The organism is Lacibacter sp. H375 (assembly GCF_037892425.1).
Taxonomy (GTDB): Bacteria; Bacteroidota; Bacteroidia; order Chitinophagales; family Chitinophagaceae; genus Lacibacter.
The window spans coordinates 4,756,933-4,779,271 of sequence record NZ_JBBKTT010000001.1; the positions used below are offsets into that span (position 1 = coordinate 4,756,933).

Annotated in this window: 23 protein-coding genes; 13 read left to right on the top strand and 10 right to left on the bottom strand. The window is 38.7% G+C overall.

Going from position 1 to position 22,339, the window contains the following annotated elements:
- Positions 1 to 8: 8 nt before the first annotated feature.
- On the bottom strand, positions 9 to 179 hold the full coding sequence (locus WG954_RS20315) for a tripartite tricarboxylate transporter TctB family protein (protein WP_340438847.1): 171 nt from the start codon (positions 177 to 179) through the stop codon (positions 9 to 11).
- A 435-nt stretch (positions 180 to 614) separates the two neighbouring features.
- Between WG954_RS20315 and WG954_RS20320 the strand changes: the two genes are divergently transcribed.
- The 12 genes from WG954_RS20320 to WG954_RS20375 all read left to right on the top strand — a co-directional run bounded on the left by WG954_RS20320 (position 615) and on the right by WG954_RS20375 (position 12,600).
- Complete coding sequence (locus WG954_RS20320) at positions 615 to 1,316, top strand: hypothetical protein (RefSeq protein WP_340438849.1); 702 nt, start codon at positions 615 to 617, stop codon at positions 1,314 to 1,316.
- A 5-nt stretch (positions 1,317 to 1,321) separates the two neighbouring features.
- Positions 1,322 to 2,164, top strand: a complete 843-nt coding sequence (locus tag WG954_RS20325; protein WP_340438850.1) for an MlaE family ABC transporter permease — start codon at positions 1,322 to 1,324, stop codon at positions 2,162 to 2,164.
- On the top strand, positions 2,161 to 2,946 hold the full coding sequence (locus tag WG954_RS20330; protein ID WP_340438851.1) for an ABC transporter ATP-binding protein: 786 nt from the start codon (positions 2,161 to 2,163) through the stop codon (positions 2,944 to 2,946). The genes WG954_RS20325 and WG954_RS20330 overlap by 4 nt, the downstream gene beginning before the upstream one ends.
- Positions 2,947 to 2,964: 18 nt before the next feature.
- On the top strand, positions 2,965 to 3,705 hold the full coding sequence (locus tag WG954_RS20335) for an MlaD family protein (RefSeq protein ID WP_340438852.1): 741 nt from the start codon (positions 2,965 to 2,967) through the stop codon (positions 3,703 to 3,705).
- A gap of 226 nt (positions 3,706 to 3,931) precedes the next feature.
- Positions 3,932 to 4,375, top strand: coding sequence for a hypothetical protein (locus tag WG954_RS20340; protein ID WP_340438853.1), 444 nt, complete (start codon positions 3,932 to 3,934; stop codon positions 4,373 to 4,375).
- Positions 4,376 to 4,541: 166 nt separating this feature from the next.
- Entirely contained in the window at positions 4,542 to 5,999 is a 1,458-nt protein-coding gene (locus tag WG954_RS20345; protein WP_340438855.1) for an OmpA family protein, read from the top strand.
- A 304-nt stretch (positions 6,000 to 6,303) separates the two neighbouring features.
- On the top strand, positions 6,304 to 8,655 hold the full coding sequence (locus WG954_RS20350) for a glycosyltransferase (RefSeq protein ID WP_340438856.1): 2,352 nt from the start codon (positions 6,304 to 6,306) through the stop codon (positions 8,653 to 8,655).
- 85 nt (positions 8,656 to 8,740) lie between these two features.
- A complete protein-coding gene (locus WG954_RS20355) occupies positions 8,741 to 9,022 on the top strand; it encodes a YtxH domain-containing protein (protein WP_340438857.1) in 282 nt (93 codons plus the stop codon).
- Positions 9,023 to 9,080: 58 nt separating this feature from the next.
- Complete coding sequence (locus WG954_RS20360) at positions 9,081 to 9,449, top strand: hypothetical protein (RefSeq protein ID WP_340438858.1); 369 nt, start codon at positions 9,081 to 9,083, stop codon at positions 9,447 to 9,449.
- Positions 9,446 to 9,880 carry a hypothetical protein gene (locus tag WG954_RS20365; RefSeq protein WP_340438859.1) on the top strand — a complete coding sequence of 145 codons (435 nt, stop codon included), beginning with the start codon at positions 9,446 to 9,448 and terminating at the stop codon, positions 9,878 to 9,880. The genes WG954_RS20360 and WG954_RS20365 overlap by 4 nt, the downstream gene beginning before the upstream one ends.
- Complete coding sequence (locus WG954_RS20370; protein WP_340438860.1) at positions 9,864 to 10,943, top strand: AI-2E family transporter; 1,080 nt, start codon at positions 9,864 to 9,866, stop codon at positions 10,941 to 10,943. Before WG954_RS20365 ends, WG954_RS20370 begins: the two co-directional genes overlap by 17 nt.
- Before the next feature lie 199 nt (positions 10,944 to 11,142).
- A complete protein-coding gene (locus WG954_RS20375; protein ID WP_340438861.1) occupies positions 11,143 to 12,600 on the top strand; it encodes a T9SS type A sorting domain-containing protein in 1,458 nt (485 codons plus the stop codon).
- A 110-nt stretch (positions 12,601 to 12,710) separates the two neighbouring features.
- Here WG954_RS20375 and WG954_RS20380 read toward each other — a convergent pair whose 3' ends face one another.
- The 5 genes from WG954_RS20380 to WG954_RS20400 form a co-directional block, all read right to left on the bottom strand.
- Positions 12,711 to 13,271: a helix-turn-helix domain-containing protein gene (locus WG954_RS20380; protein WP_340438862.1), complete on the bottom strand. Its 561-nt coding sequence runs from the start codon at positions 13,269 to 13,271 to the stop codon at positions 12,711 to 12,713.
- 287 nt (positions 13,272 to 13,558) lie between these two features.
- Positions 13,559 to 15,391 (bottom strand): sensor histidine kinase, encoded by a 1,833-nt coding sequence (locus tag WG954_RS20385; RefSeq protein ID WP_340438863.1) that lies wholly within the window; start codon positions 15,389 to 15,391, stop codon positions 13,559 to 13,561.
- A 62-nt stretch (positions 15,392 to 15,453) separates the two neighbouring features.
- Positions 15,454 to 15,819 (bottom strand): cupin domain-containing protein, encoded by a 366-nt coding sequence (locus WG954_RS20390; RefSeq protein WP_340438864.1) that lies wholly within the window; start codon positions 15,817 to 15,819, stop codon positions 15,454 to 15,456.
- Between the two features lie 324 nt (positions 15,820 to 16,143).
- Positions 16,144 to 16,464, bottom strand: a complete 321-nt coding sequence (locus tag WG954_RS20395; protein WP_340438865.1) for a hypothetical protein — start codon at positions 16,462 to 16,464, stop codon at positions 16,144 to 16,146.
- Positions 16,465 to 16,628: 164 nt separating this feature from the next.
- Entirely contained in the window at positions 16,629 to 17,189 is a 561-nt protein-coding gene (locus WG954_RS20400) for a helix-turn-helix domain-containing protein (RefSeq protein WP_340438866.1), read from the bottom strand.
- Between the two features lie 246 nt (positions 17,190 to 17,435).
- On the opposite strand from WG954_RS20400, the gene WG954_RS20405 reads away from it, so the two are divergent.
- Positions 17,436 to 17,621, top strand: coding sequence for a Thivi_2564 family membrane protein (locus WG954_RS20405; RefSeq protein WP_340438867.1), 186 nt, complete (start codon positions 17,436 to 17,438; stop codon positions 17,619 to 17,621).
- Between the two features lie 303 nt (positions 17,622 to 17,924).
- Here WG954_RS20405 and WG954_RS20410 read toward each other — a convergent pair whose 3' ends face one another.
- The 4 genes from WG954_RS20410 to pth form a co-directional block, all read right to left on the bottom strand.
- On the bottom strand, positions 17,925 to 18,512 hold the full coding sequence (locus WG954_RS20410; RefSeq protein ID WP_340438869.1) for a porin family protein: 588 nt from the start codon (positions 18,510 to 18,512) through the stop codon (positions 17,925 to 17,927).
- Between the two features lie 225 nt (positions 18,513 to 18,737).
- Positions 18,738 to 20,804, bottom strand: a complete 2,067-nt coding sequence (locus WG954_RS20415) for an alpha-ketoacid dehydrogenase subunit alpha/beta (RefSeq protein WP_340438870.1) — start codon at positions 20,802 to 20,804, stop codon at positions 18,738 to 18,740.
- 87 nt (positions 20,805 to 20,891) lie between these two features.
- Positions 20,892 to 21,503: a fumarylacetoacetate hydrolase family protein gene (locus WG954_RS20420; protein ID WP_340438872.1), complete on the bottom strand. Its 612-nt coding sequence runs from the start codon at positions 21,501 to 21,503 to the stop codon at positions 20,892 to 20,894.
- 122 nt (positions 21,504 to 21,625) lie between these two features.
- On the bottom strand, positions 21,626 to 22,201 hold the full coding sequence (gene pth, locus WG954_RS20425) for an aminoacyl-tRNA hydrolase (protein WP_340438873.1): 576 nt from the start codon (positions 22,199 to 22,201) through the stop codon (positions 21,626 to 21,628).
- Positions 22,202 to 22,339: the final 138 nt, after the last annotated feature.

Genomic DNA, 22,339 nt, shown 5'->3' on the forward strand with positions numbered 1-22,339 from the left:
AGAAGTGATCACTTTATTTCTTCATCTATCCTCACATCACCCTCTTCCTCTTTCGACTTGTGAAAATCTTCATTCACCTGGTGCTCAAATTCTTCTTCATCTTTCATATTCCTGCGAATCAGGAAAACAACTAATGCGATCAATAAAAGTCCTACTCCTATAATAATGGGCCAATTCATAAAAATGGTTTATTTAAAGTTGAGAACTTTTTTGCAGGTTTTTATGAATTTTGTATTAAGTTTTGGCCAACCCTGAAATTAAACTTATTACCCCTAAACAGCCAGGTTCGTATGCCCGGCTCCGTAAATGTGTGAATGATATAAGCTTTAATTGCAAGCTTATAACGGTACCAAATCAGAATTTAGCCATCTTTACTACTCCGTATGGCTTGGCATAATTTGTGTCAACAATCATTTACGGGTTCTCCTGATCATCGTCCTTTGAAAAAGCCACACCTATCCTCTTCCTACAAAAACAAAACTGTCCTCTTGCAAATGTTTGCATGGGATGGCGAACAAACGCTCTTGCCATAACATCGTAAACAAAATTGTTCAATTTGCATTAACCTGCAAAGGGAGAAGTCAGCTTTTCCCACCACTAACATTCTTAGACACATGAAACGCATTTCAAGAGACAAAATCTCTACTCTTTTACAGGTACTACTGGTTATTTTTCTTTTTGGCTACACTGCAGTTAAAGGAAATCCCGAATCAAAAGAAAACACGATTGCTCATTCTGCCTCAACTTTTAACGGAGATGTGGAATTAAATGCCCAAATGATCGATTTGTGGGAACAACATGTTGCCTGGAACAGGAACGTGATGTTGTGCATTGTGGACGAATTACCGGGAACAACAGAAGCAATTGAAAGATTACAGCAAAACAAAATTGAAATAGGCAATGCCATTAAACCGTATTATGGAGATGTGGCCGGTGATAAATTAGCAGAACTATTGCAAGAACATGTAGCGATTTCTGTTGAAGTAATGAAATTTGCCAAAGAGGGAATGACAACTGAACTTCAGGAAGCAAATGATCGCTGGTATGTAAATGCTGATGCTATTGCTTCATTTCTTGCCAACATTAACAGCTACTGGTCAACAGACAAAATACAGTTGATCATTAAAGATCAGTTACGATTTACAACAACACAGGCTATTTGCCGGATTAATAAAGACTATCCCGCCGATATTATTGCGTACGACAAAGCTCACGCAGAAGTTCTGCTGATGGCCGAAATTTTTGCCAACGGTATTGCCAAACAATTTCCTGAAAAAATGAATCCTGTTGCTGATGTATTGATGATCAATCAATAAATAATATGGCTATACTAAAAGCTGCAGGTAAACTAAAAACGATCGCCAGCAGACAAACAGTTCTTGTAAGTGAAAAAGCGATTGCAAATACGAAAAATGCTGGTAACTTCTTAACCGACATTGCAGATGTCTTTCTTTTTGTAGGACGCATTGTAAGGGAAACTTTTACAGGTGGTTTTGAATTTAGAGAATTTCTCCGCCAGTGTTACCAGATCGGTTACAAATCATTACCATTGATATCTATTACAGGAGCCATTATGGGTCTTGTGTTAACTATACAATCAAGACCAGTGCTGGTAGATTTTGGTGCAGTTACATTGTTACCCAGTATGGTTAGTCTTTCACTTATCAGGGAAATGGGCCCTGTAATTACCGCTCTTATTTGTGCAGGAAAAATCAGTTCGGGCATGGGCGCCGAACTTGGTTCAATGAAAGTAACAGAGCAAATAGATGCAATGGAAGTATCGTCAATAAATCCGGTTAAATATTTGTTAGTTACAAGAGTTTTGGCGGCAACTATCATGATTCCCTTGCTAACCATTTATGCCGATGCATGTGGAATTGCCGGTAGTTGGGCAGGTGCCAACATTAAAGGCGATGTATCACTCGTGTTGTTTTTTTCGCAGGCGTTTGCACCGGTTGAAATGATTGATGTGTTGCCGGCTGTGATCAAAACTTTTTTCTTTGGTGCGGTTATTGGATTAGTTGGTTGTTATAAAGGATATAATGCAGGCACTGGTACACAGAGTGTAGGAGTTGCTGCAACATCGGCTGTTGTAATGGCTTCGTTGCTTGTATTTATTGTAGATATGATTGCTGTACAAATTACTGATCTTATTACCTCATGAAAAATGTAGCAGAACAGGAAACAACAGAAACACTGCTCACATCAAGAGTCGAAAATCCTGTTATTGATATCAGGCAGCTGAAAAAATCTTTCGGTAGCCAGGAGATTTTGAAAGACGTAACGCTTCAACTTGGTTCCGGTGAAAACCTGGTAGTATTGGGAAAATCAGGTTCTGGCAAATCTGTATTAATAAAGTGTTTGGTAGGATTATTAAAGCCTGACAGTGGCATCATTACAATACTTGAACAGGATGTAACAAGTTTGCAACGAAAGGAGTTAAATCAACTACGGCAAAAGATCGGCTTTCTTTTTCAGAGCGGTGCGTTGTATGATTCGATGACGGTAAAACAGAACATTGAATTCCCGTTAAGAAGAATAAAAAAAGGATTAACTGAAAATGAGATTGCAGCTAAAGTGCATGAAGTATTGGAAAATGTAGACTTAGTAGATGCATTGAACAAAATGCCATCAGCACTTTCCGGGGGTATGCGCAAACGTATCAGCCTTGCAAGAACGATTGTGGTAGATCCATTGATCATGTTATATGATGAGCCCACCACCGGACTTGACCCGATCACATCAGATGAGATCAGCACTCTTATCAACGATGTTCAGAAAAAATACAAAACATCATCTATCATCATCACACATGATATCAAGTGTGCTTTGCTTACTGCTAACCGGATGATCATGTTGAAAGATGGGGCTGTGTATAAAGAAGGAAAACCGGAAGAGTTTAAGCAATCAACCGATGAATTCATTCAATCATTTTCTTTTCAATAAAAAGAAATACAATTTATTATGGACACAACATCTCAATCATATAAAATAAAACTCGGCCTATTTATACTCGGCAGTCTTCTGTTGTTTGCAGTTGTACTGTTTGTGATAGGAAAGAAGAACAATATGTTCACGCCTGTGTTTACTTTATCAGCCGCATTTAATAATGTAAGTGGGTTGCAGGTTGGTAATAATATCCGCTTTTCGGGTATTACAATTGGCACGGTTGATGATATTACAATCGTTAACGACTCCATTGTGAAGGTGAAGATGGTGCTTAAGAACAGTGTAAAAAAATTTATTAAAGCAGATAGTAAAGCCATCATTGCCTCCGATGGAATTATTGGCGATAAGTTAGTGATCATTTCACAAGGAAGTGGTGAATCGCCAATTGTAAAGGAAGGTCAGCTGCTTGAATCAGAAGAACCAATAGAAACAGCAGACGTTATTGCGAGTTTACAAGTATCAGCTGCCAATGCAGAAATTATTACCGAACAACTTGCAGAGGTAATGATCAAAGTAAACAATGGCAATGGTACATTGGGACGATTGATACAGGATCCTACTATTGCCAATAACCTGAGCCAGACGATGCAGAATATGAAAACAAGCAGCCAGGGGTTAAGTGAAAATATGGAAGCTGCGAAAGAAAGCTTTCTGTTGAAAGGTTATTTCAACAGGAAGAAAAAAGCAGCAGCGAAAAAAGCTGCTGATAAAAAAGCTGCCGAGGAAAAAGCCGCTGAACAAAAAAAGAAAGGATAAGTAAGTACGAGGATATGAATGTGTGAATCTTACAATACTATCAAGTAATGGTATAAAATAAACAGGCAAAATAAAATCATTTTTGCAGTCGCCCGGCGCAACAAAAAAAAGTTAGTATTAAACATAAATTTTTATTGCCATCTGGCAGCTATTTATAAAAAATATCTTTAACCACCTTATAAGAGAACTAAAAAGTTAATCAGTTTATTCATCAAAAAAAATCAACATGAAAAAGTTCGTTTATTTATTTTCAGCTATTGCATTGGTGGGCAGTGTTACCCTGCTCAGTTGCAATAACAGCACAGAAGATGGCACTACAGATAATGACAACAAAGACACAGTTGTTATCGAGGAAAAGAAAGAAACAACCGTGCGAGTAGCTACTACAGAAGAATGGGCAGCCTTTAAAGCCGATGCAGAAGAAAAAATTGAAGCAAATGAAAAACGTATTGCTGAATTACGAGTGAAATTGAAAAAGCCGGGAAAAGTATTAGACAAGATTTATGAAGAACGTATTGAAGCACTCCAGGAACGCAATAGAAATTTGCGATTAAAAATTACAAACTACGAAACAAATAAAACTGATTGGGATAAATTTAAAGAAGAGTTTAATCATGATATGGATGAACTTGGAAAAGCAATCGGTGATATTTTTACAGACAATAAATAATTTAGATCGGGTCAACAGAGGTGGATAAGCGGGATACATGTCCCGCTTTTTTTATGCGCAATAACAAATCACTTGTTTATGTGTGAATGTTATAACGTATACGTCTTGTTATGTAACGCTTCACAAAAAGTACAAGTTTAACTTTGTATAACAATAATCATACAACATGAAAAAAATAACTTTGCTGTGTTCGCTACTCGTTCTTGCAAACATAGTATTTACGCAAACCATTGATAAAAAATGGAACATCGGCATACATGGCGGTGCAAGTCAATATAGAGGTGATCTTGGAAGTGACTTTTATAAAACTGACATGGCCTTCTATGGCTTCGGAGGGTTATCATTATCTCGCTACCTTGGTTCACATCTCGACATCAATCTTACAGCTACCAAAGGAAAGATTGGTTTCAATCGCCCATCAGGTCGATTTCTAAGTGATGTTAGTACTGCAACAGTCAACTTACGGTTTCATTTACTTAATGCAAACGTTCCTGTTCGTCCATACGTATTTGGAGGATTCGGTGCAATTGTGTTTGATAGAGGTCTGGAGATCACACAGCAGAATCTGGATTTTGCAACACCTTCAACTGGTGCAGGTATCAACTTTCGTTTAGGGCCAACTGTAAATTTAAACATACAGGAAACGTTTTTATTTTCTAACAGAGATAGAAGAGATGGTGTTAATGCCGGGGATAACAACGACAAATATTTGTTTCACTCTGCTGGCTTAACGTTCAACTTCGGCAAGAAAAAAGATGCTGATAATGATGGCATAGCCGACAGGTTAGATAAATGTGCCAACACACCTGCTATGGTTGCTGTTGATAAAGATGGCTGCCCGGTTGATACTGATGCCGATGGCGTAGCCAACTATCTTGATAACTGTCCTGACATTGCAGGTACTGTTGCATTAAACGGTTGTCCTGATAAAGATGCAGATGGTATTACTGATGCAGATGATCGTTGTCCGGAAGTAGCAGGAACTGCAGCTTTAAAAGGCTGTCCTGATACCGATGGAGATGGTATTGTTGACATAGACGATAAATGTCCTGATACAAAAACAGGTTATAAAGTAAACGAAACAGGTTGCGCAATTGATAACGATAAAGACGGAATTGTAAATGAAGAAGATCGTTGCCCTGATGCTGCAGGACCAGCAAGTTTAAAAGGTTGTCCTGACACAGATGGAGATGGTGTAGCTGATATTGACGATCGTTGTCCGGCAGCAAAAGGTACAATTGCCAATAAAGGTTGTCCTGAAATTGCCCCTGAAGTAATTCAGAAAATTACAAGCATTGCCAGCAAGATATTTTTTGAAACAAACAGCGACGTGTTAAAAGTTGCTTCCACTACAGAGCTTGATGAACTGGCAACTATTCTTCGCACTTACGAAAACTCTATTCTTACTATTGAAGGTCATACTGATAGTAAAGGAACTGATGAATATAATATGACGCTTTCGCAAAAAAGAGCAAATGCAGTAAGAGCGTATCTCATTGAAAAGGGTATTGCAGAAAGTCGTTTAAAAGCTATAGGCTTTGGAGAAACAACGCCAATTGCAGATAATAACACTGCTGCTGGCCGTGCAAAAAACCGAAGAGTTGAATTGAAGACATCTTATTAATATTTTATGGCGTAGCTTTTGGTTTATAGGTTTAATTTATGGGGCTGTTTTCACAGCCCCATAATTTTTTGCAGGTGTGAATCATATAACTATATACTGCAAGCTTATAACTAACACTGTTACTTGTTAATCAACTTTACAAGAGGAGGAAATTGCTTATCCCAATCAAGATACAATCGCATACAACTATGCTTATAGTCAGCACGGATTCCACCAGGATACTCTCCAAGCATTTATTATTAACTGCATTTAAAGAAGCTTTCGATACTGTGCATTATTTAACCCAAAGAAAGTTAAAACAACAATGAACAATCTCATACATACTCCCTCTCCCACCTCGGTTGATCAATTAACATCATTGGGAAATGATTTGCAAATAATGAGTGGAACTAAGCAATTACCCGAAATTCTGTTTATCACTTCCTATCCGCCCCGTGAGTGCGGCATTGCTACCTATTCACAAGATCTTGTAAAAGCACTGGAGAATAAATTTGAAGACTCGTTTAAATTCAGCATTTGTGCGCTTGAATCAAATACTGAAACACCTGTTTACACAGAACCTATAAAATATGTGTTGAATACCGAGGACGCTGAAGCCTTTTTAAGATTAGGTGAAAGTATTGAAGCTGACAAGGCAGTAAAAATGATATTGATCCAGCATGAGTTTGGCTTTTTTCAACAACACGAAGCGGCATTCCTCCGCTTTCTGCAGTCGCTGAGTAAACCATTTGCAATCGTGTTTCATACAGTACTACCGCTGCCGGGCAAAGAACTATTGCAGCAAGTGCAACAAATCGCTGCGCTAGCAGCCTCGGTAATTGTTATGACCAAGTCATCAAAAAAGATTCTGTTAGGTGATTATCATCTTCCGCTGAAAAAAATAACGGTGATACCACATGGCACACACCTTGTATTACATGAACATAAAGCAACACTTAAACAGAAATATAATTTAACAGGCCGTACCATTCTTTCAACCTTTGGCTTACTCAGCTCAGGCAAAAATATTGAAACTACTTTACGTGCATTACCATCCATTGTGCAACAACACCCTGCCGTATTATTTTTAATCATTGGAAAAACACATCCATCCATTGCAAAAAAAGAGGGTGAATCTTACAGAGAAATGCTGCAATCAATGGTGCAGGAATTGAAACTTAATGATCATGTAAAGTTTATTAATTCATTCCTTCCTTTACCCCTTTTACTTGAATACCTTCAACTAACCGACATTTATCTTTTTACATCAAAGGATCGTAACCAGGCAGTGAGCGGAACGTTTTCTTATGCCATTAGTTGTGGTTGCCCTGTTATCTCCACTCCTATCCCACATGCAAGAGAAGTGCTGAAACACGATGCGGGCATCATTATAGATTTTGAACAGCCTGATCAGCTAGCTAAAGAAGTAAATAGTTTATTAAATAATGAAACATTGAGAAATGCCATCGGATCAAACGGACTACACCGTATGGCGTTTACTGCATGGGAAAATGCAGCCATTGCTCATGCAACGTTGTTTAAAAAACTTGTTGATGATCATGTGCCGCTGCGTTACGTTGTGCCACCTGTTCATCTTGGTCATTTAAAAAAGATGACAACTGAATTTGGGATCATCCAGTTTTCAAAGATCAACCACCCGGATCTTGAATCAGGCTATACAGTAGATGATAATGCCCGGGCGTTAATTTCCATGTGCCAGCATTTTGATTTAACCAGAGACAAAGCCGATATCAATTACATCAATATCTATTTACGCTTTATTGGTTATTGTCAGCAGGCTGATGGAAGTTTCCTTAACTATGTAAATACAGAAAAAAAATTCACTGCTCAGAATTACGAAACTAATCTTGATGATGCCAACGGAAGATCTATTTGGGCGTTGGGCTATTTAATATCATTACGTCCGTTGTTACCGGTACAACTTACCAGTATGGCAAATCATATTTTTCAAAAAGCAATGCCGTACCTGCGCACTTTACATTCGAGCCGTGCTATGGGCTTTATCGTTAAAGGATTGTATTACCGTCAACTTAAAATAAAGCTCACGGAAAACATTCTGTTGATTACCGAAATGGGCAACAGGTTGCTGCAAATGTACCGGCATGAACAGGAAGAAGAATGGTGCTGGTATGAAAGCTACCTAACCTATGCCAATAGTGTGTTACCTGAAGCAATGCTTTGTGCATGGATTGCAACCGGCGATGACATATATAAAGAAACAGCAGTTACATCATTTGACTTTCTGCTAAGTAAATTATTTGGCAAAGAAAAGATCAGAGTAATTTCTAATCAAACATGGATGCATAAAGGAAAAGAAATACTACTTCAAAAGAATGGCGGCGAACAACCTATTGATGTGGCTTATACCATTCTTGCACTAACTAAATTCTACGAAGTATTCAAGAAACAGGCTTACCGGGATAAAATTGATATTGCCTTTAACTGGTTTCTTGGAGCAAATCATTTACAACAGGTTATTTATAATCCTTGTACTGGTGGTTGCTACGATGGTGTTGAAGAGCATTCTGTGAATCTGAACCAGGGAGCAGAGTCAACTGTGAGTTACCTGATGGCCCGCTTAACAATCGAAAAATTGCACCGAAACAAGTTGCGGACGCAATTGCAGAAAAAACATCTTACACATTACAATCTGTGAATGATACAACAAAATGGACCAATGATGTAAGACATCTTCCTCTAAAGGAGACGACCTTTAATCATATTAATAAAACAACAAGTATATGAGTACAGGAAAAATTGTATCAGCCGTTTTGGCTGGTGTAGCAGTAGGTGCAGTGTTAGGAATTTTATTCGCACCAGATAAAGGATCTGCCACCAGAAATGCCATTGCCAAAGGAAGTAAAGATTTAGTAGATGGTTTGGGAGACAAGGCCAACGAATTTATGGGCAGTATTACGGAAAAATTTGAATCGGCTAAAGACGAAGCTCAACGCTTGGCTGAAAAAGGAAAACATAAAGCAGAACAACTGCATGCTACTATTCAGCCCAGACAAAACTCATAAATACAAACGCATAAACAGGGAAGCGCTAATGATTGTGATGAACGGCATTACCTGAAACATGAAATTACATACAATGGAACAAACAGATGGCATCGTAAAAGTTTTGCTTACGCAAGTGGAGGAATATGGTAAAACAAGTTTTGAACTCACCAAACTCAAAGCTGTACAGAAGCTTATTCCTGTAGCAACTGCTTTTACCGGCAACCTGTTTGTGTTGTTAGCGCTTTACCTGTTTATATTTATGCTTAACATTGGTATTGCCATGTGGCTGGGTGAGCTACTCGGCAAACCATACCTGGGCTTTATATATGTATCTGCCTTTTATTTACTGACAGGAATTATTCTTCATTTTACAGCCACCAAATTTTTACGTAACCCGGTGGGTCGTTTTATTATTAAGCAAACACTCAACCCGGATAAATCGTGAGCATTATTATAACAGAAGCAGATCTTATAGATGCTATAGAGAAGGCGGAACAAAAGCGAAAAAAAGACGCTGCGATTGTGGTGGAAGAATTTAACGAGGCACTACTTAGTCTGAAACCGGTAAATGTGTTGAAGAATATCTTTACCGAGATTACTTCATCAGGCGAGTTGAAAGATAATCTTGTGAATACCTCAGCAGGCATGGCAGCAGGCTATGCTGCTAAAATGCTTGTTGCAGGAAAATCGCCGGGCTTAGTACGGAAAATTGCAGGTAATGCCGTATTGTTTGGCATCAGCAATGTAGTATCAAGAAACCCCGAAACAATCAAACTCATCGGCAACACCATACTGTTGTTTGGCAAGCAGCTATTGAAGAAAAAACAACAGCCGGACCTTGTTGACCGGCAACCGGATCATGAATCAGTTTCTTAAACTGCCGTTTTATGTAAAAGCTTTTTTTGTACTGGCGGGAGTATACATACTTGTAAGTATACTTTCCATTGCAGCCAACCTCATTGTTCCCATTTTATTTGCCGGCATCATTGCAGTTCTCCTTAGTCCGGCAGTTCAATTCCTGGTTAAGCGACGCATTAACCGTGCAGTTGCAATTACCATCATACTGTTTATTGTTTTACTTCTGTTTGCTTCACTCATGTTATTGCTGTCTACACAGGCAACACATTTAAAAGATGCCTTTCCCCAACTGCTCAATAAGTTCAACGAATTTTCAACCAGCGCCATTACCTGGGTTTCAACCGCATTCAATATTAAAGTAGAAAAAATTACCAACTGGATTGCCCAATCAAAGGACGAACTACTTAACGGCAGCAATGCATTGATTGGTTTTACGCTGACCAATATGGGTAATGGGTTAACAATGATCTTCTTAATACCGGTGTATATTTTTATGATCCTGTTTTACCAGCCTCATTTATTACAGTTTATACGTAAGGCTACCGGTAACGCCAATCATGAACAAACAACCGAGCTTTTAAGCGAAACAAAAACCATTATTCAGCATTACCTCGTTGGCCTTTTCTTTGAATTTCTTATTGTTGCCGCTTTAAACATTATCGGCTTGTTTGCTTTGGGTATTAATTATGCATTACTTCTGGGAATTACAGGAGCTTTACTCAACATCATCCCGTATATCGGGGGCTTAATTGCATTGATCTTGTTCATGATCATTGCATTGGTGACAAAAGAGCCGATGTACGTAATTTATGTGGCTGTTCTGTATAGCTTCATTCAGTTTGTTGATAACAACTTCATCGTTCCAAGAATAATCGGCGCCAAAGTAAAATTGAATGCATTGGTGTCGTTAATGGGTGTTATTGCAGGCGCTGCATTATGGGGTATCTCGGGTATGTTCCTTTCCATTCCCTTAATTGCGATACTGAAACTTGTATTTGACCGTATCGAATCATTAAAGCCTTACGGGTTTCTATTGGGCGAAAGTAACAGCGCAAAAATAATTCAACTCAAAAAAAAGTGACCTTATTTAGTACTCAACAGGAACCTGTGAATATTATAAATATTATTCATAAAGCTGTAACAAATAAGGTGCTTCAAATTGTAACCTTTGTATTGTAAATTCAATACTCCAAACTATACTTCAATTGTTCGATTGTGTTAGATGAAGACCTCCATTTCCTTTGAGAAATAATCTATTCTTCATCTTAATCATTTAACACATGAAAACTTTTTTACTCTCTTTTGCCTTGGCATTTACGTTTGTCATTGGCAGTAAAAGCACCTCCGCACAATGTACAGTTTCAGACATCTTTGTGCAAAACATTTCAGTTGTTGGCGGAACAGCCACCAGTTGCACTGTTAAGTTTGATGTTACGTTTAACATCGCAGACAATAACGGCAACAAATTTATTTTCATTCATGCGTGGCTACAAGAGGACTATCCCAATTATTTCAAATGTGAGAACGGGCAAAGTACGCTCGGCGGATCCGTTGCAGCACCAAAATTTTCCGACCTTGCGAAAGCATTTATTAACATTGGCCTCGATAATACAGGAGAATCACCTGTTGTGCTAACATCGTATCCACCAGATGGTTCAGTAAGCCTTACAACAATAGACAGGGCCAGTAAAGTTGTATTAGCTGACGGATCAGCAAACATAACATTGTACGGTGTTGTTGCCACTTCACCTGTAGCTTGCACCACACCTGTAGTAATTGTTGCAGATCTCTGGTCGAGCCAGGCAGCTTCTGCACAAAGAGCACATTGTGTTAACTGCGGCATTCGTTCTTCTGCGGGATTTTTATCAGCTTTTGGTTTTGTAAATTGCTTTGCTAATTCTTACACTGGTTCTCTTACAAATAATACTTCAACTGCCATTAGCGGATATTACCGGGTTTATGCAGACGTTAATGGTGATGGTTACTTTACCGTTGGTACAGATACCTTGATACAAAGCAGCACAAACTTTACCCTTGCAGGTTCAGGAAGCATTGCTTTAACCGGTGCCGTGCCGGTAGAAAATAGTTCGCAAAGTTTATTTGTGCTTGTAACACAAACAACGGGAGCTGCTACCAATGCTTCAAGATTGTTTTTATTCCCCGCAACAGTTTGTGGACCTCTGCCGGTAACTTTTCTTTCGTTTGATGTTAACCGCATCAACAGAACGGATGTATTGGTTAAATGGGAAACTGCAACAGAAGAAAATAACAGAGGTTTCGTGTTGCAACGCAAAACAGGCAACGGTGCATGGCAACAAGTTGCATTTATTCCTTCGAAAGCTATTGGAGGCAACAGCAGTTCAACAACGAGCTATTCATTTACAGATATGAATAACAGCAAAGGGCTTACGCAGTACCGTATTCAACAAATAGATTTTGATGGAAAAACCAATATAAGCGGCACAAGGGTTGTTCGTGGTGAAGGGCAGGACGACAAAATGATCATTTACCCTAACCCTAGTACAAATGGCCGTGTGATGATTGTATTCAGTGAAAACAAATTGGTGCGTGATATCATACTGGTTGATATGTACGGGAAGCTTGTAAAACAATGGAGAGGAGTTGAAGACAATAGCCTTGAAATTGACAAGCTCACAAGTGGTATGTATTTGCTTAAAGTTATCAGCAGGGAAAGTGGAGAACAAACAAGCACCAAAATTGTCGTTTCAAATTATTAAGAACAGGTATTAACAATTACTGTTTCTTAATTAAAAAGGGCTCTTTCATCAAGAGCCCTTTTTTATATGCATTGAAAGCATGTTGAATGTAGAAAACCATAGTTCAACAATTAAATTTCTTCGAGCATGTTTCTGCGTACGCCTTTAAGCTGTTTAAAGTACGAAGGTGTGAAACCGGTAACTTTTCTGAACTGGGATGAAAGATGAGCAACACTGCTGTAATGCATGAGGTAAGCAATCTCAGTAAGGTTTAGTTCATTATAAAGAAGTAATTCCTTCACCCGTTCAATTTTGTGTGAGATGATGAATTTTTCGATTGTTGTGCCCTGAACTTCAGAAAAGAGATTAGCCATGTAAGTGTAGTCGTGGTTTAGCTTTTCACTTAAATAAACCGAGAAGTTAACAACCACCGGCTTATCCTCATAGTGAACCATTTCAACAATTAAATTTTTAATGCGTTGAATAAGCACATGTTTTTTATCATCTATCAAATCGAGTCCATAATTCATAAGTCTTTTCTTCAATTCATCGTGCAACTCACTTGTTAGCGGGGTGTTTATTTCCACTTCACCTAATTCCACCGATGTGTATTCAATTCCAAGTTTGGATAACTCCTCCTTCACAATCATTTTGCAACGGATGCAAACCATGTTTTTTATGTACAGCTTCATATGTATTTTCTTAGTTAATAATTACTGTTACAAATACATATAGCGGGCCATTTGCGCAGACGCCGATTTAGCCTAAAAAAAAAACGGCCCAGTTTTTGACAAAGGGCAGTTTTTGTGGATTTTGTTGACGGAATGCTACATAAGTGTGAATTTTATAAAATTTTCATGCAAAGTCGTAATCCTGTCAGGCTGTAAATTTTGAAATTCTTCTTATACTCTATAAACAAACAACGAAGAGCTCCTGATCAGAAGTTCTTCGTTGTTGCCATTAGTTCTACGTAATATATTTAGTCTTTATAAATATAATTTGCCGGGAATGTTACATGAAGTGCGTAACCTTTACCTGGCGAAGAAATGACATCTGCTGTACCCTGATAAAGAGCTGCCCTGCTCCTGATATTTATAATTCCTACTCCTAACGATTTAACATTTGCAACAGCGCCAACGCCATCATCTGTGATCAGGAGGTCTAGTAAGTTATCTTTCATCACCAGATCAATTGTAGCGTGCTTGGCTTTGGCGTGTTTAAGAATATTACTCAACTGCTCCTGTACGATTCTGAAAATCGTTAATTGCAATTTTTTACCAAGTGTTTCTGAAAGTGATGGATCGTAATGAAAAGAAAAATCAACCGGGTGTACGTCTGAAAGATCGTTTACCAAATTTTGAATGTTATCAATCAAGCCAATTTCGTGCATACCAGGCACAACAAGCATTTTGGAAATGCGGCGTACTTCGTCAATTACGTTTGTAATTAATCCACAGGATCTATCAAGATAGATATCCCGTTTTGAGGCTGATTTTTTGGCCATCTGAATGTATAATTTGGCTACAGCTAACAATTGATTGAGATTATCGTGCAGCTCTCTTCCAATTTCAGCACGTTCGGTTTCCTGGGCAGAAATAACGGCGCTTGTAATTTCCCGATGCCTGATGATTCTCTCGTCTTTTAATTTATCTTCCAGTTCCATCATCTCCGTAACATCGGCCTGGATAGAAAAAAACTGTTCAGCATTTCCCTGTCCATTTAACAACGCCTGTCCTTCAATATGTACCCAGTATTTATGTCCTGTTTTGGTATAATTGATGAGCTTACAATCGAAAGGCTGCTTGCTCTTTATTTTTTCGTTCATATAAGCAACGGCTGCAGGATCGGTTGCTTCTCCTTGCAGAAAATGGCCGGGTATTTTGCCCATCACTTCTTCTGCCTCATAACCGGTAATGCTGGTAAACGCATCATTTACCCAGGTAATGTGTTGATCAGCATCGGTAATAATTACTGCATTAATTGTTTGCTTTGCTATAAGCGATAATTTCTGTTCGCTTGCAAGTAATTGTTGTTCCGAATTTTTCCGTGCTGTAATATCCTGCGTTGCACCAATCATGCTGATTGCTACTTGCTGATCATTATAAAAAATATGTCCGCAGTCGTGAACAAAAGCATAGCTACCATCTATTTTTCGCAGGCGATAATCATCCTCCCATTTCTCCTCTGTTCCGGTATGAAGTATGTTTTGTAAGCGAGTTAAGAGTCGTTCTTTATCATCAGGATGTATACGACTCTCCCAATAGCTTTGCGGAATAAGAGCATTGATAACGGGGTAACCAAACACACGTTTATGTCCGCCATCGATCCAGAACAATTGTTTTGCCTGCAGATCCCACTCCCATAAACAATCATTGGTTACTTCTGTTACGAAAAGGTAGAGATCACGTAAAATTTTTACTTTCTTATCGGGATTAGCAGGCTGGTTGCTGCATGTAAAAGAAACTGATAAAATGTTTCCTGTTACATAAATAACTCCCTGGAACCAAGCTCCCATTTCAGCCCAGTATTCATCAAATTGGAAAGGTTCTTCTAATTGAAATGCTTTATCATAATTCGCATAAAATTCAACGGGCAATAAGCCTGCAAATTTTTTCCAGAAATTTTGCCCAATGATTTCAGTGGCTTCTACCCGCAGGAGTTGAGCTGCAGCATTGTTCCATTCAATGACATTCCATTTTTGATCAACCGCAAAAAAACCATTGGCACTTATTTCCTTAATGGTAGGCATCTCAACACGGCTACTTCCATTCATATGTGTAGTTGGGTTGTTTAGGAGGGAGCTATTGATCATGTTGTTATATAGATGATAATGAGATCAGCATCAACTTGAAAAACAAGGGGCAATTTCAACAATTACTCATACCCGCTTTTAATGATCGTGAGAATCATTTTAAACCTTCCATTGGGCCTGATGAAATTTGACATATGTGCAGGTATAATGATACCTTCTCCTGATTGCAACAAATTAGAAACACCATTGATTACGATATCAGCTTTACCTTCAATGATCTGTGCAAACGTATCGAAAGGTGAAGTTTTTTCGGTTAACCCCTCCCCACTATCGAACGACATTACACTGATGTTACCTGACGATTTTCTTAGGATTGTCTTAATCACCACTGAATTAGGAATGTATTCAATGATCTCAACAATAATATGCGCCAACGATTTTTCAAGTTCTCCCGTATCTATCTGTCCGTTATGCTCATTCTTATCCATGTGTTTCTTTTGATTGGTTATACGTTAATGCGGCTTAATTAAACAAATAGTAAATGCAAAGTTCCTTCTACAAATCTGTACGGTCGTTATAAACAGAAGAACTATCCTTACATGATTCATACCCGCAATAAAAGAAAAATATGTACCGGATAAGAGAGAAGTCCCTGCTGGAGGGCAACAGGGACTTGACCATAACTTCCAATGGAAGTTGAGTATGGATTATCTGTATATTAAGGAAGATTAAAACTAGTTGATAAGCCGCCGCTATTCTTATAAACTCCTGTAACGCCATTATATAATTCACACATTCATCAGCTATCAGCTTTACAGCTTGGCTCCAGGTAGTATTTTGTACACCTTGGGATGTACATGCATTTCTTTCTCGTACTCAGTAATTGTATGCAGCACTTTCAGCTTTTCATTGATCAAAACTCTTAACGATTTATCGAAACCTTTTCGCTCCGCCTCCTGCAAGGCAAGTTCGTATTGGGTAATGGCAGATTCAAAACGACCGGTATTTTCTTCCTTTAAAGCAGCTTTGTATAACGAAACAGCATTTCCTTTCTTTTTGCCGGTAAGATGTTTTACAAGGAAGATCACAATTGCCGCCGGTATAATTAATAGAAAAATATAGTAGCTACTCATATGAGATGTTTACATTTTTAACTGAAAAAGCAGACAACAATCATCGTGTGAATCATCAGGTAACTGAAGATTATTGCCTACCCAGAAACCAGAAGATTTTGTTACAAAGTTTAGGTATATAAGCGGATGGGGTTTTACAAATGGCTGTGAATTTGTTACATCATTCACACGTCTTCCAGCATATTTCTTCGCTTATCTTTCATTTGTTTAAAGTAAGAGGGGGTAAGTCCGGTGACTTTTTTAAACTGTGCCGATAGGTGAGCTACACTGCTGTAATGCATGAGGTAAGCAATTTCCGTGAGGCTTAGTTCATCATATACCAGCAGTTCCTTTACCCGTTCTATCTTATGAGAGATGATGAATTTTTCGATTGTTGTTCCCTGCACCTCAGAGAAAAGGTTAGCCATGTAAGTGTAATCATGATTTAGTTTTTCACTTAAATGAACGGAAAAATTAACCGAAAGAGGCTCATCGGTGTAGTGAACCATTTCCACAATAACGTTTTTAATACGCTGGATGAGTACACTTTTTTTATCGTCCATCAACTCAAGTCCAAACTTCAGGAGCTCTATTTTCAATTGATCGTGCAGCTCGGTTGTAAACGGGCTGATGATATCAACTTCCCCTAATTCAACAATTGCATGCTCAATTCCAAGTTTGGCTAATTCATCCTTTACAACCATTTTACAACGGATGCAAACCATATTTTTAACGTAGATCTTCATATGCCCATGCTTAATTAGTTATCACCACTTCGCCTGTAATCTCACCGGGCTGGTTACAAAGGATATATAGCTATTCTTTTAAAGGTAGACCTAATTTGTTTCTGATACGCAGAATGGTTTAACTGATTTCGGTCATGTTTGGTAATACACTGCAAATGTGTGAATGATATAAATTTATATTACTATCATGTAATGATACAGAACCGGAAATGCTGCAACTTTAAACTATTACAAAAACACTATATTATGTCGTTGGTTACCATTGTTATTGTTCTGATCGTTGTGGGAGTTCTCTTGTGGCTGATAAACGCCTATATCCCTATGGATCGCAAGATTAAAAACATTCTGAATATTGTAGTAGTAATTGGCGTGGTCATCTGGTTGTTGAAAGCGTTTGGTGTGCTTGGATCTGTAGGCAACGTCAATGTTTAATCAACAGAAGCACTTTGCTTCTGTTTCATATTTACTTACTCCAAATATTTTGAATGTAAGGAATGAAAAATACTTTTAAGTTTTCACTTTTACTGTTAGTCTTTTTAATCACTACCCTGCTTATAGCCGGGTTTCTTTTTTTATACAGCGATAAAGCACCCGTACATAAAAACGAATCCGGTTCAGAATACCACCTAAGAACGAAATAGTATACTTTTTATAAAGCTTAATGAAGTATCAAGAGAGGATTTAAAAAAACACCGTTAAGATTAACGGTGTTTTTTATTTTGCCCTCATCAACCTTTAGTGATGTTTAAACTGGTAGAATACACCAATCTGGAAACCTCTATTGTTTGATTTTACAGCAGTAATATCTTCATCATTAATGTTTGTGAGTCCCAAATTGTACCTGGCATCAACTCCAAAACCAGAAGGCACATGAATGTAACCCAGCCCGAGACCTAAAGCAAAATCAATGGGTTTAAGATTAGGTTTAATATCTGTTTTGGTAGTCCCGTTATCGGACTTTGCCGTTAAAAGAAATCCAAGTTGTGGGCCAGCTTCAACCCTGAAGCCATTATCAAACATATATTGCAACAAAACCGGAACGTTCAGGTAATTGAGATTGAGCTTTGTTTCTGTACCACCTGTCTCGTATTTAGCTCCCTGTGACGAGAAAAGCAATTCAGGCTGCACCGCAAAATTATCAGTAACATGTATATGCCCAAGCAGGCCCGCATGCAATCCCGCTTTCATATCATATTTTACATCATTACTATTCTTAATGTTGTAGAGATTTAATCCTGCCTTAATACCAATATTTACATGTTGCGCCTGTACTGTTGTAGCAAATACAATTGCAACTAATACCGCCTTTAACTGAAGTTTCATATACTGTTTTTATTATTTAAAAATTATAAAGCCAGTTAATGCAAATTGCCATTGCTGTTCACCATTAAACCCGAGGCAACACAATTTTGCTGGAAACTGATTGTAGACGAAGATGAGATTATCCTATATAACAATCATTACATAGTTATTCCTTACCCTTATATAATTCACAGTTTGCTGACTGAACTAACCTCTCCTGTTTATGGTAACAGGAATATTTTACGGTCAGGATCGGAACAATTTCCAAAGTCTGTCTTTTACTTTTTCAGCATTCGGTAACATAGCAGCTTCAAGTACCATGTTCATAGGCACTGCAGGAAGATTAAGAGCGCCTAATACTTCTACAGGCGTATCAAGCCATTGAAAACAATTGTAGGTAATCCGATATGCTAATGCTTCGGCAAAAGAATTATTCTGCTGTTCTTCTGTAAGCACTAAACACTTCCCATGCTTTTTTACAGTAGAGAAAATTAATTCTTCATCGAGTGGATATAATGTACGCAGATCAATAATTTCTACCGCACCATCAAACTGTTTGGCAGCTGCCATTGCCCAATACACACCCATGCCATAAGTGATTATGCAGCAACTTTCTCCTTCATCAATCAACTCGTCATCGGCTTCTGCAACTATTCTCCCTTTTCCCAATGGAATAATATAGTCGCTGGATGGTTCAACAGTTTTTGCTTCCTCCGTGCCGGGCACTTTGCTCCAGTACAAACCTTTGTGTTCTAACATCACCACCGGATTAGGATCGAGAAATGCTGCTTTTATTAATCCCTTCATATCAGCAGCAGTTGATGGATACACAACTTTAATTCCTTTAATGCTGAGTAAAGTTGACTCCACACTGCCACTATGATAAGGACCTCCACCACCATATGCACCAATCGGCACACGTATCAAGGTTTGCACAGGAAATTTTCCGCAGCTTAGGTACGATGATTTGGAAATCTCTGTTACCAATTGATTTAAGCCGGGATAAATATAATCTGCAAACTGTACTTCAACAATCGGCTTTGCTCCCACTGCACTCATGCCTACAGTTGAACCAATAATATATGCTTCCTGTATAGCTGTGTTAAACACACGATGATCACCAAACTGTTCTGCAAGAGTAGCTGCTTCACGAAACACACCGCCTAATCTTCTGCCTACATCCTGTCCGTATAACAATGCTTCCGGATATTCTTCCATCACTTCACGAATTGCAAACAAAGCTGCATCCACCATCATGATCTTTTCTTTACCAATCGGTGAACGTTCACCTTTTTCTTCTGTTACAGCAGTTGGTACAAATACATGATCAGTTACAGTTGATGGATCAGGTTCGGCCGCAGCCACCGCTTTTTCAAAATCAGCAGTAACTGTTTGCTTTGCTTCTTCAAATAATTGTTGCAGCTCACTTTCATTTATTCCAAACTCCAAACAAAGTTGTTTCAATTTCGGAAACGGATCATCTTTATAATGTTGATCAAGATCTTCTTTGCTTCTGTAAAATTCTTTACGCACACCACTTGTATGATGATTCAGCAATGGCACATACGCCTGCACCAGGTAAGGTTGCTGATGAGTACGCACATGATCAACTACATGTTGCATGGTTTCATATGCTTCGTTGAAATCGCTGCCATCGCAACGTATACGATGCATACCCGGAAACCCGCCAGCATATTCATACGCATCCATTGCTCTTGCTTCTTCCGCACTCACACTGATGCCCCAGTTATTATCCTGCACTAAATAAATGACCGGTAATTTTTTCAGCACTGCAAATTGAAATGCTTCACTCACTTCTCCTTCTGTAATACTTGCATCGCCTAAGGAGCAAACAACAACAGGCAATTGTCCGTCACTTGTTTTTATGAATTGATCTGATTTGATCTGTTGAAGATATTTCAGCCCCTGTGCCACGCCGGTAGTAGGAATTACCTGCATGCCTGTTGCACTGCTCTGATGGATGATGTTTGGCTTATCTGTTCCCCTGTAATTGGGATGGGAGTAATATTCCCTTCCGCCTGTAAACGGGTCATTTGCTTTAGCAAGTAATTGCAGCATTAATTCATACGGCTCAAAACCAAGACCAAGCAACATACTTTCATCTCGATAGTATGGACTCACCCAATCGGCAGGAGTTAAATGAAAAGCAGTTGCCAGTTGAATAGCCTCATGCCCACGTGAAGTTGAGTGAACGTATTTACAAATGGAACGATTGCTCTCATAGGTTTCTGCCATTTGTTGCGCATAACTCATGAGTTTATAAGCCTTCCGCAAAGTTTCAAGATTCATCATGCCAAGCAATTGAGCTGCAAAATAAAGGAACTGTAACAAAAAAGCCATTCCGTATAAGGAATGGCTCAATTATAATTCAAGAGCTGGTTATTTAATTTCTACTTCAAGCAGGCTGTCATCTTCAATAAATCCTTCCAATATATCACCTACCACACATTCACCAACACCAACCGGTGTTCCGGTGAAGATCAAATCACCAATATTGAGTGAAAAGAATTGCGATACGTATGCAACGATCTGGTCGAACGTAAAGATCATCTGGCTGCTGTTTGCCTGCTGCACCATTTCTTTGTTTTTGTATAAACAGAAATTGATGTTACCGAGGTTCATACCAGGCTTGATGTCGATAAACTTACCAACAGCTGCAGAATTATCCCATGCTTTGGAAATTTCCCAAGGCAATCCTTTTTCTTTCAGTTGTTGTTGCAGATCACGGGCTGTAAAATCAATGCCGATGGTGTAAGCATTATAGTATTTGGAAGCATGACGTTCCTGAATGTATTTCCCGTTTTTTGAAACACGTAGCACCAGCTCGGCCTCGTAGTGAAGTTCGTTGGTGAATTCGGGGTAATAGAAAGGCATGTGCGGTTGAAGGAATGCACTTTTCGGCTTGAGAAAGATCACAGGCTCATCCGGCACATCATTGCCCAGTTCTTTGGCATGTTCAACGTAGTTACGCCCTACGCAAAAGATTTTCATCGGTTCGATGGTTTTGGTTCAGAATCAGGTGAATGAAAGGTCTTTAAAAGGACAGGGGATTTTAATGATACAGGACAGTATCAACAGAAATGTTAGCGAAGATAGTATTTGAAACTTGAAAATTAAAGTGTTATCTCAATTTTGTTTGCATGGTTCATGGTGCGTTCAATCCCGGTGAGTACAAAGCTTTCAATTACTTCTAAGGTTGCTTCGATCTTCTTTTTTACAATGGGCATTTCAGCATCACTCCATTTACCCAAAACAAAATCAACCTGCTTCCCTTTCGGATAATCGTTTCCAATACCAAACCTCAGCCGAGGGTAGGCTGTTGTTTGTAATGTTTCCTGGATACTCTTGAGGCCATTATGGCCTGCATCGCTCCCACCTGGTCTTAACCTTATCTTATTTAATGGCAGCGCCAGTTCATCAACAATCACCAGCACATGCTCAACAGCAATTTTTTCTTTATCCATCCAATACTTAACGGCCTTGCCGCTTAAATTCATATAAGTAGATGGCTCAATGCATACCAAGTTTTTTCCTTTCAGTTTTATTTCAGCAACTGCTGCCAGCCGATCTACTTTAAATGTTGCATTATGTTTTGAAGCCAATGCCTCCACCACATCAAAACCTATGTTATGACGGGTGTGCGCATACTCGGCACCGATATTTCCTAAACCAACGATCAAAAATTTCATGTATTCACTTTAATTGATTTTGGCCACATAGCATGTCCATAATCGTTTTCGGTTTGTATGTTTAGTTTATGGCATTTCGTGTTCGCAAATATCAATAAAGTTCACTTTACTAAAACAAAAATCCCCCTCGTAAAAGGG

What these genes read in the sequence shown, in the direction of transcription:
- WG954_RS20315 (WP_340438847.1), bottom strand. Translation starts at nt 179, where the DNA reads ATGAATTGGCCCATTATTATAGGAGTAGGACTTTTATTGATCGCATTA.
- WG954_RS20320 (WP_340438849.1), top strand. Translation starts at nt 615, where the DNA reads ATGAAACGCATTTCAAGAGACAAAATCTCTACTCTTTTACAGGTACTA.
- WG954_RS20325 (WP_340438850.1), top strand. Translation starts at nt 1,322, where the DNA reads ATGGCTATACTAAAAGCTGCAGGTAAACTAAAAACGATCGCCAGCAGA.
- WG954_RS20330 (WP_340438851.1), top strand. Translation starts at nt 2,161, where the DNA reads ATGAAAAATGTAGCAGAACAGGAAACAACAGAAACACTGCTCACATCA.
- WG954_RS20335 (WP_340438852.1), top strand. Translation starts at nt 2,965, where the DNA reads ATGGACACAACATCTCAATCATATAAAATAAAACTCGGCCTATTTATA.
- WG954_RS20340 (WP_340438853.1), top strand. Translation starts at nt 3,932, where the DNA reads ATGAAAAAGTTCGTTTATTTATTTTCAGCTATTGCATTGGTGGGCAGT.
- WG954_RS20345 (WP_340438855.1), top strand. Translation starts at nt 4,542, where the DNA reads ATGAAAAAAATAACTTTGCTGTGTTCGCTACTCGTTCTTGCAAACATA.
- WG954_RS20350 (WP_340438856.1), top strand. Translation starts at nt 6,304, where the DNA reads ATGAACAATCTCATACATACTCCCTCTCCCACCTCGGTTGATCAATTA.
- WG954_RS20355 (WP_340438857.1), top strand. Translation starts at nt 8,741, where the DNA reads ATGAGTACAGGAAAAATTGTATCAGCCGTTTTGGCTGGTGTAGCAGTA.
- WG954_RS20360 (WP_340438858.1), top strand. Translation starts at nt 9,081, where the DNA reads ATGAAATTACATACAATGGAACAAACAGATGGCATCGTAAAAGTTTTG.
- WG954_RS20370 (WP_340438860.1), top strand. Translation starts at nt 9,864, where the DNA reads ATGAATCAGTTTCTTAAACTGCCGTTTTATGTAAAAGCTTTTTTTGTA.
- WG954_RS20375 (WP_340438861.1), top strand. Translation starts at nt 11,143, where the DNA reads ATGAAAACTTTTTTACTCTCTTTTGCCTTGGCATTTACGTTTGTCATT.
- WG954_RS20380 (WP_340438862.1), bottom strand. Translation starts at nt 13,271, where the DNA reads ATGAAGCTGTACATAAAAAACATGGTTTGCATCCGTTGCAAAATGATT.
- WG954_RS20385 (WP_340438863.1), bottom strand. Translation starts at nt 15,391, where the DNA reads ATGATCAATAGCTCCCTCCTAAACAACCCAACTACACATATGAATGGA.
- WG954_RS20390 (WP_340438864.1), bottom strand. Translation starts at nt 15,819, where the DNA reads ATGGATAAGAATGAGCATAACGGACAGATAGATACGGGAGAACTTGAA.
- WG954_RS20395 (WP_340438865.1), bottom strand. Translation starts at nt 16,464, where the DNA reads ATGAGTAGCTACTATATTTTTCTATTAATTATACCGGCGGCAATTGTG.
- WG954_RS20400 (WP_340438866.1), bottom strand. Translation starts at nt 17,189, where the DNA reads ATGAAGATCTACGTTAAAAATATGGTTTGCATCCGTTGTAAAATGGTT.
- WG954_RS20405 (WP_340438867.1), top strand. Translation starts at nt 17,436, where the DNA reads ATGTCGTTGGTTACCATTGTTATTGTTCTGATCGTTGTGGGAGTTCTC.
- WG954_RS20410 (WP_340438869.1), bottom strand. Translation starts at nt 18,512, where the DNA reads ATGAAACTTCAGTTAAAGGCGGTATTAGTTGCAATTGTATTTGCTACA.
- WG954_RS20415 (WP_340438870.1), bottom strand. Translation starts at nt 20,804, where the DNA reads ATGATGAATCTTGAAACTTTGCGGAAGGCTTATAAACTCATGAGTTAT.
- WG954_RS20420 (WP_340438872.1), bottom strand. Translation starts at nt 21,503, where the DNA reads ATGAAAATCTTTTGCGTAGGGCGTAACTACGTTGAACATGCCAAAGAA.
- pth (WP_340438873.1), bottom strand. Translation starts at nt 22,201, where the DNA reads ATGAAATTTTTGATCGTTGGTTTAGGAAATATCGGTGCCGAGTATGCG.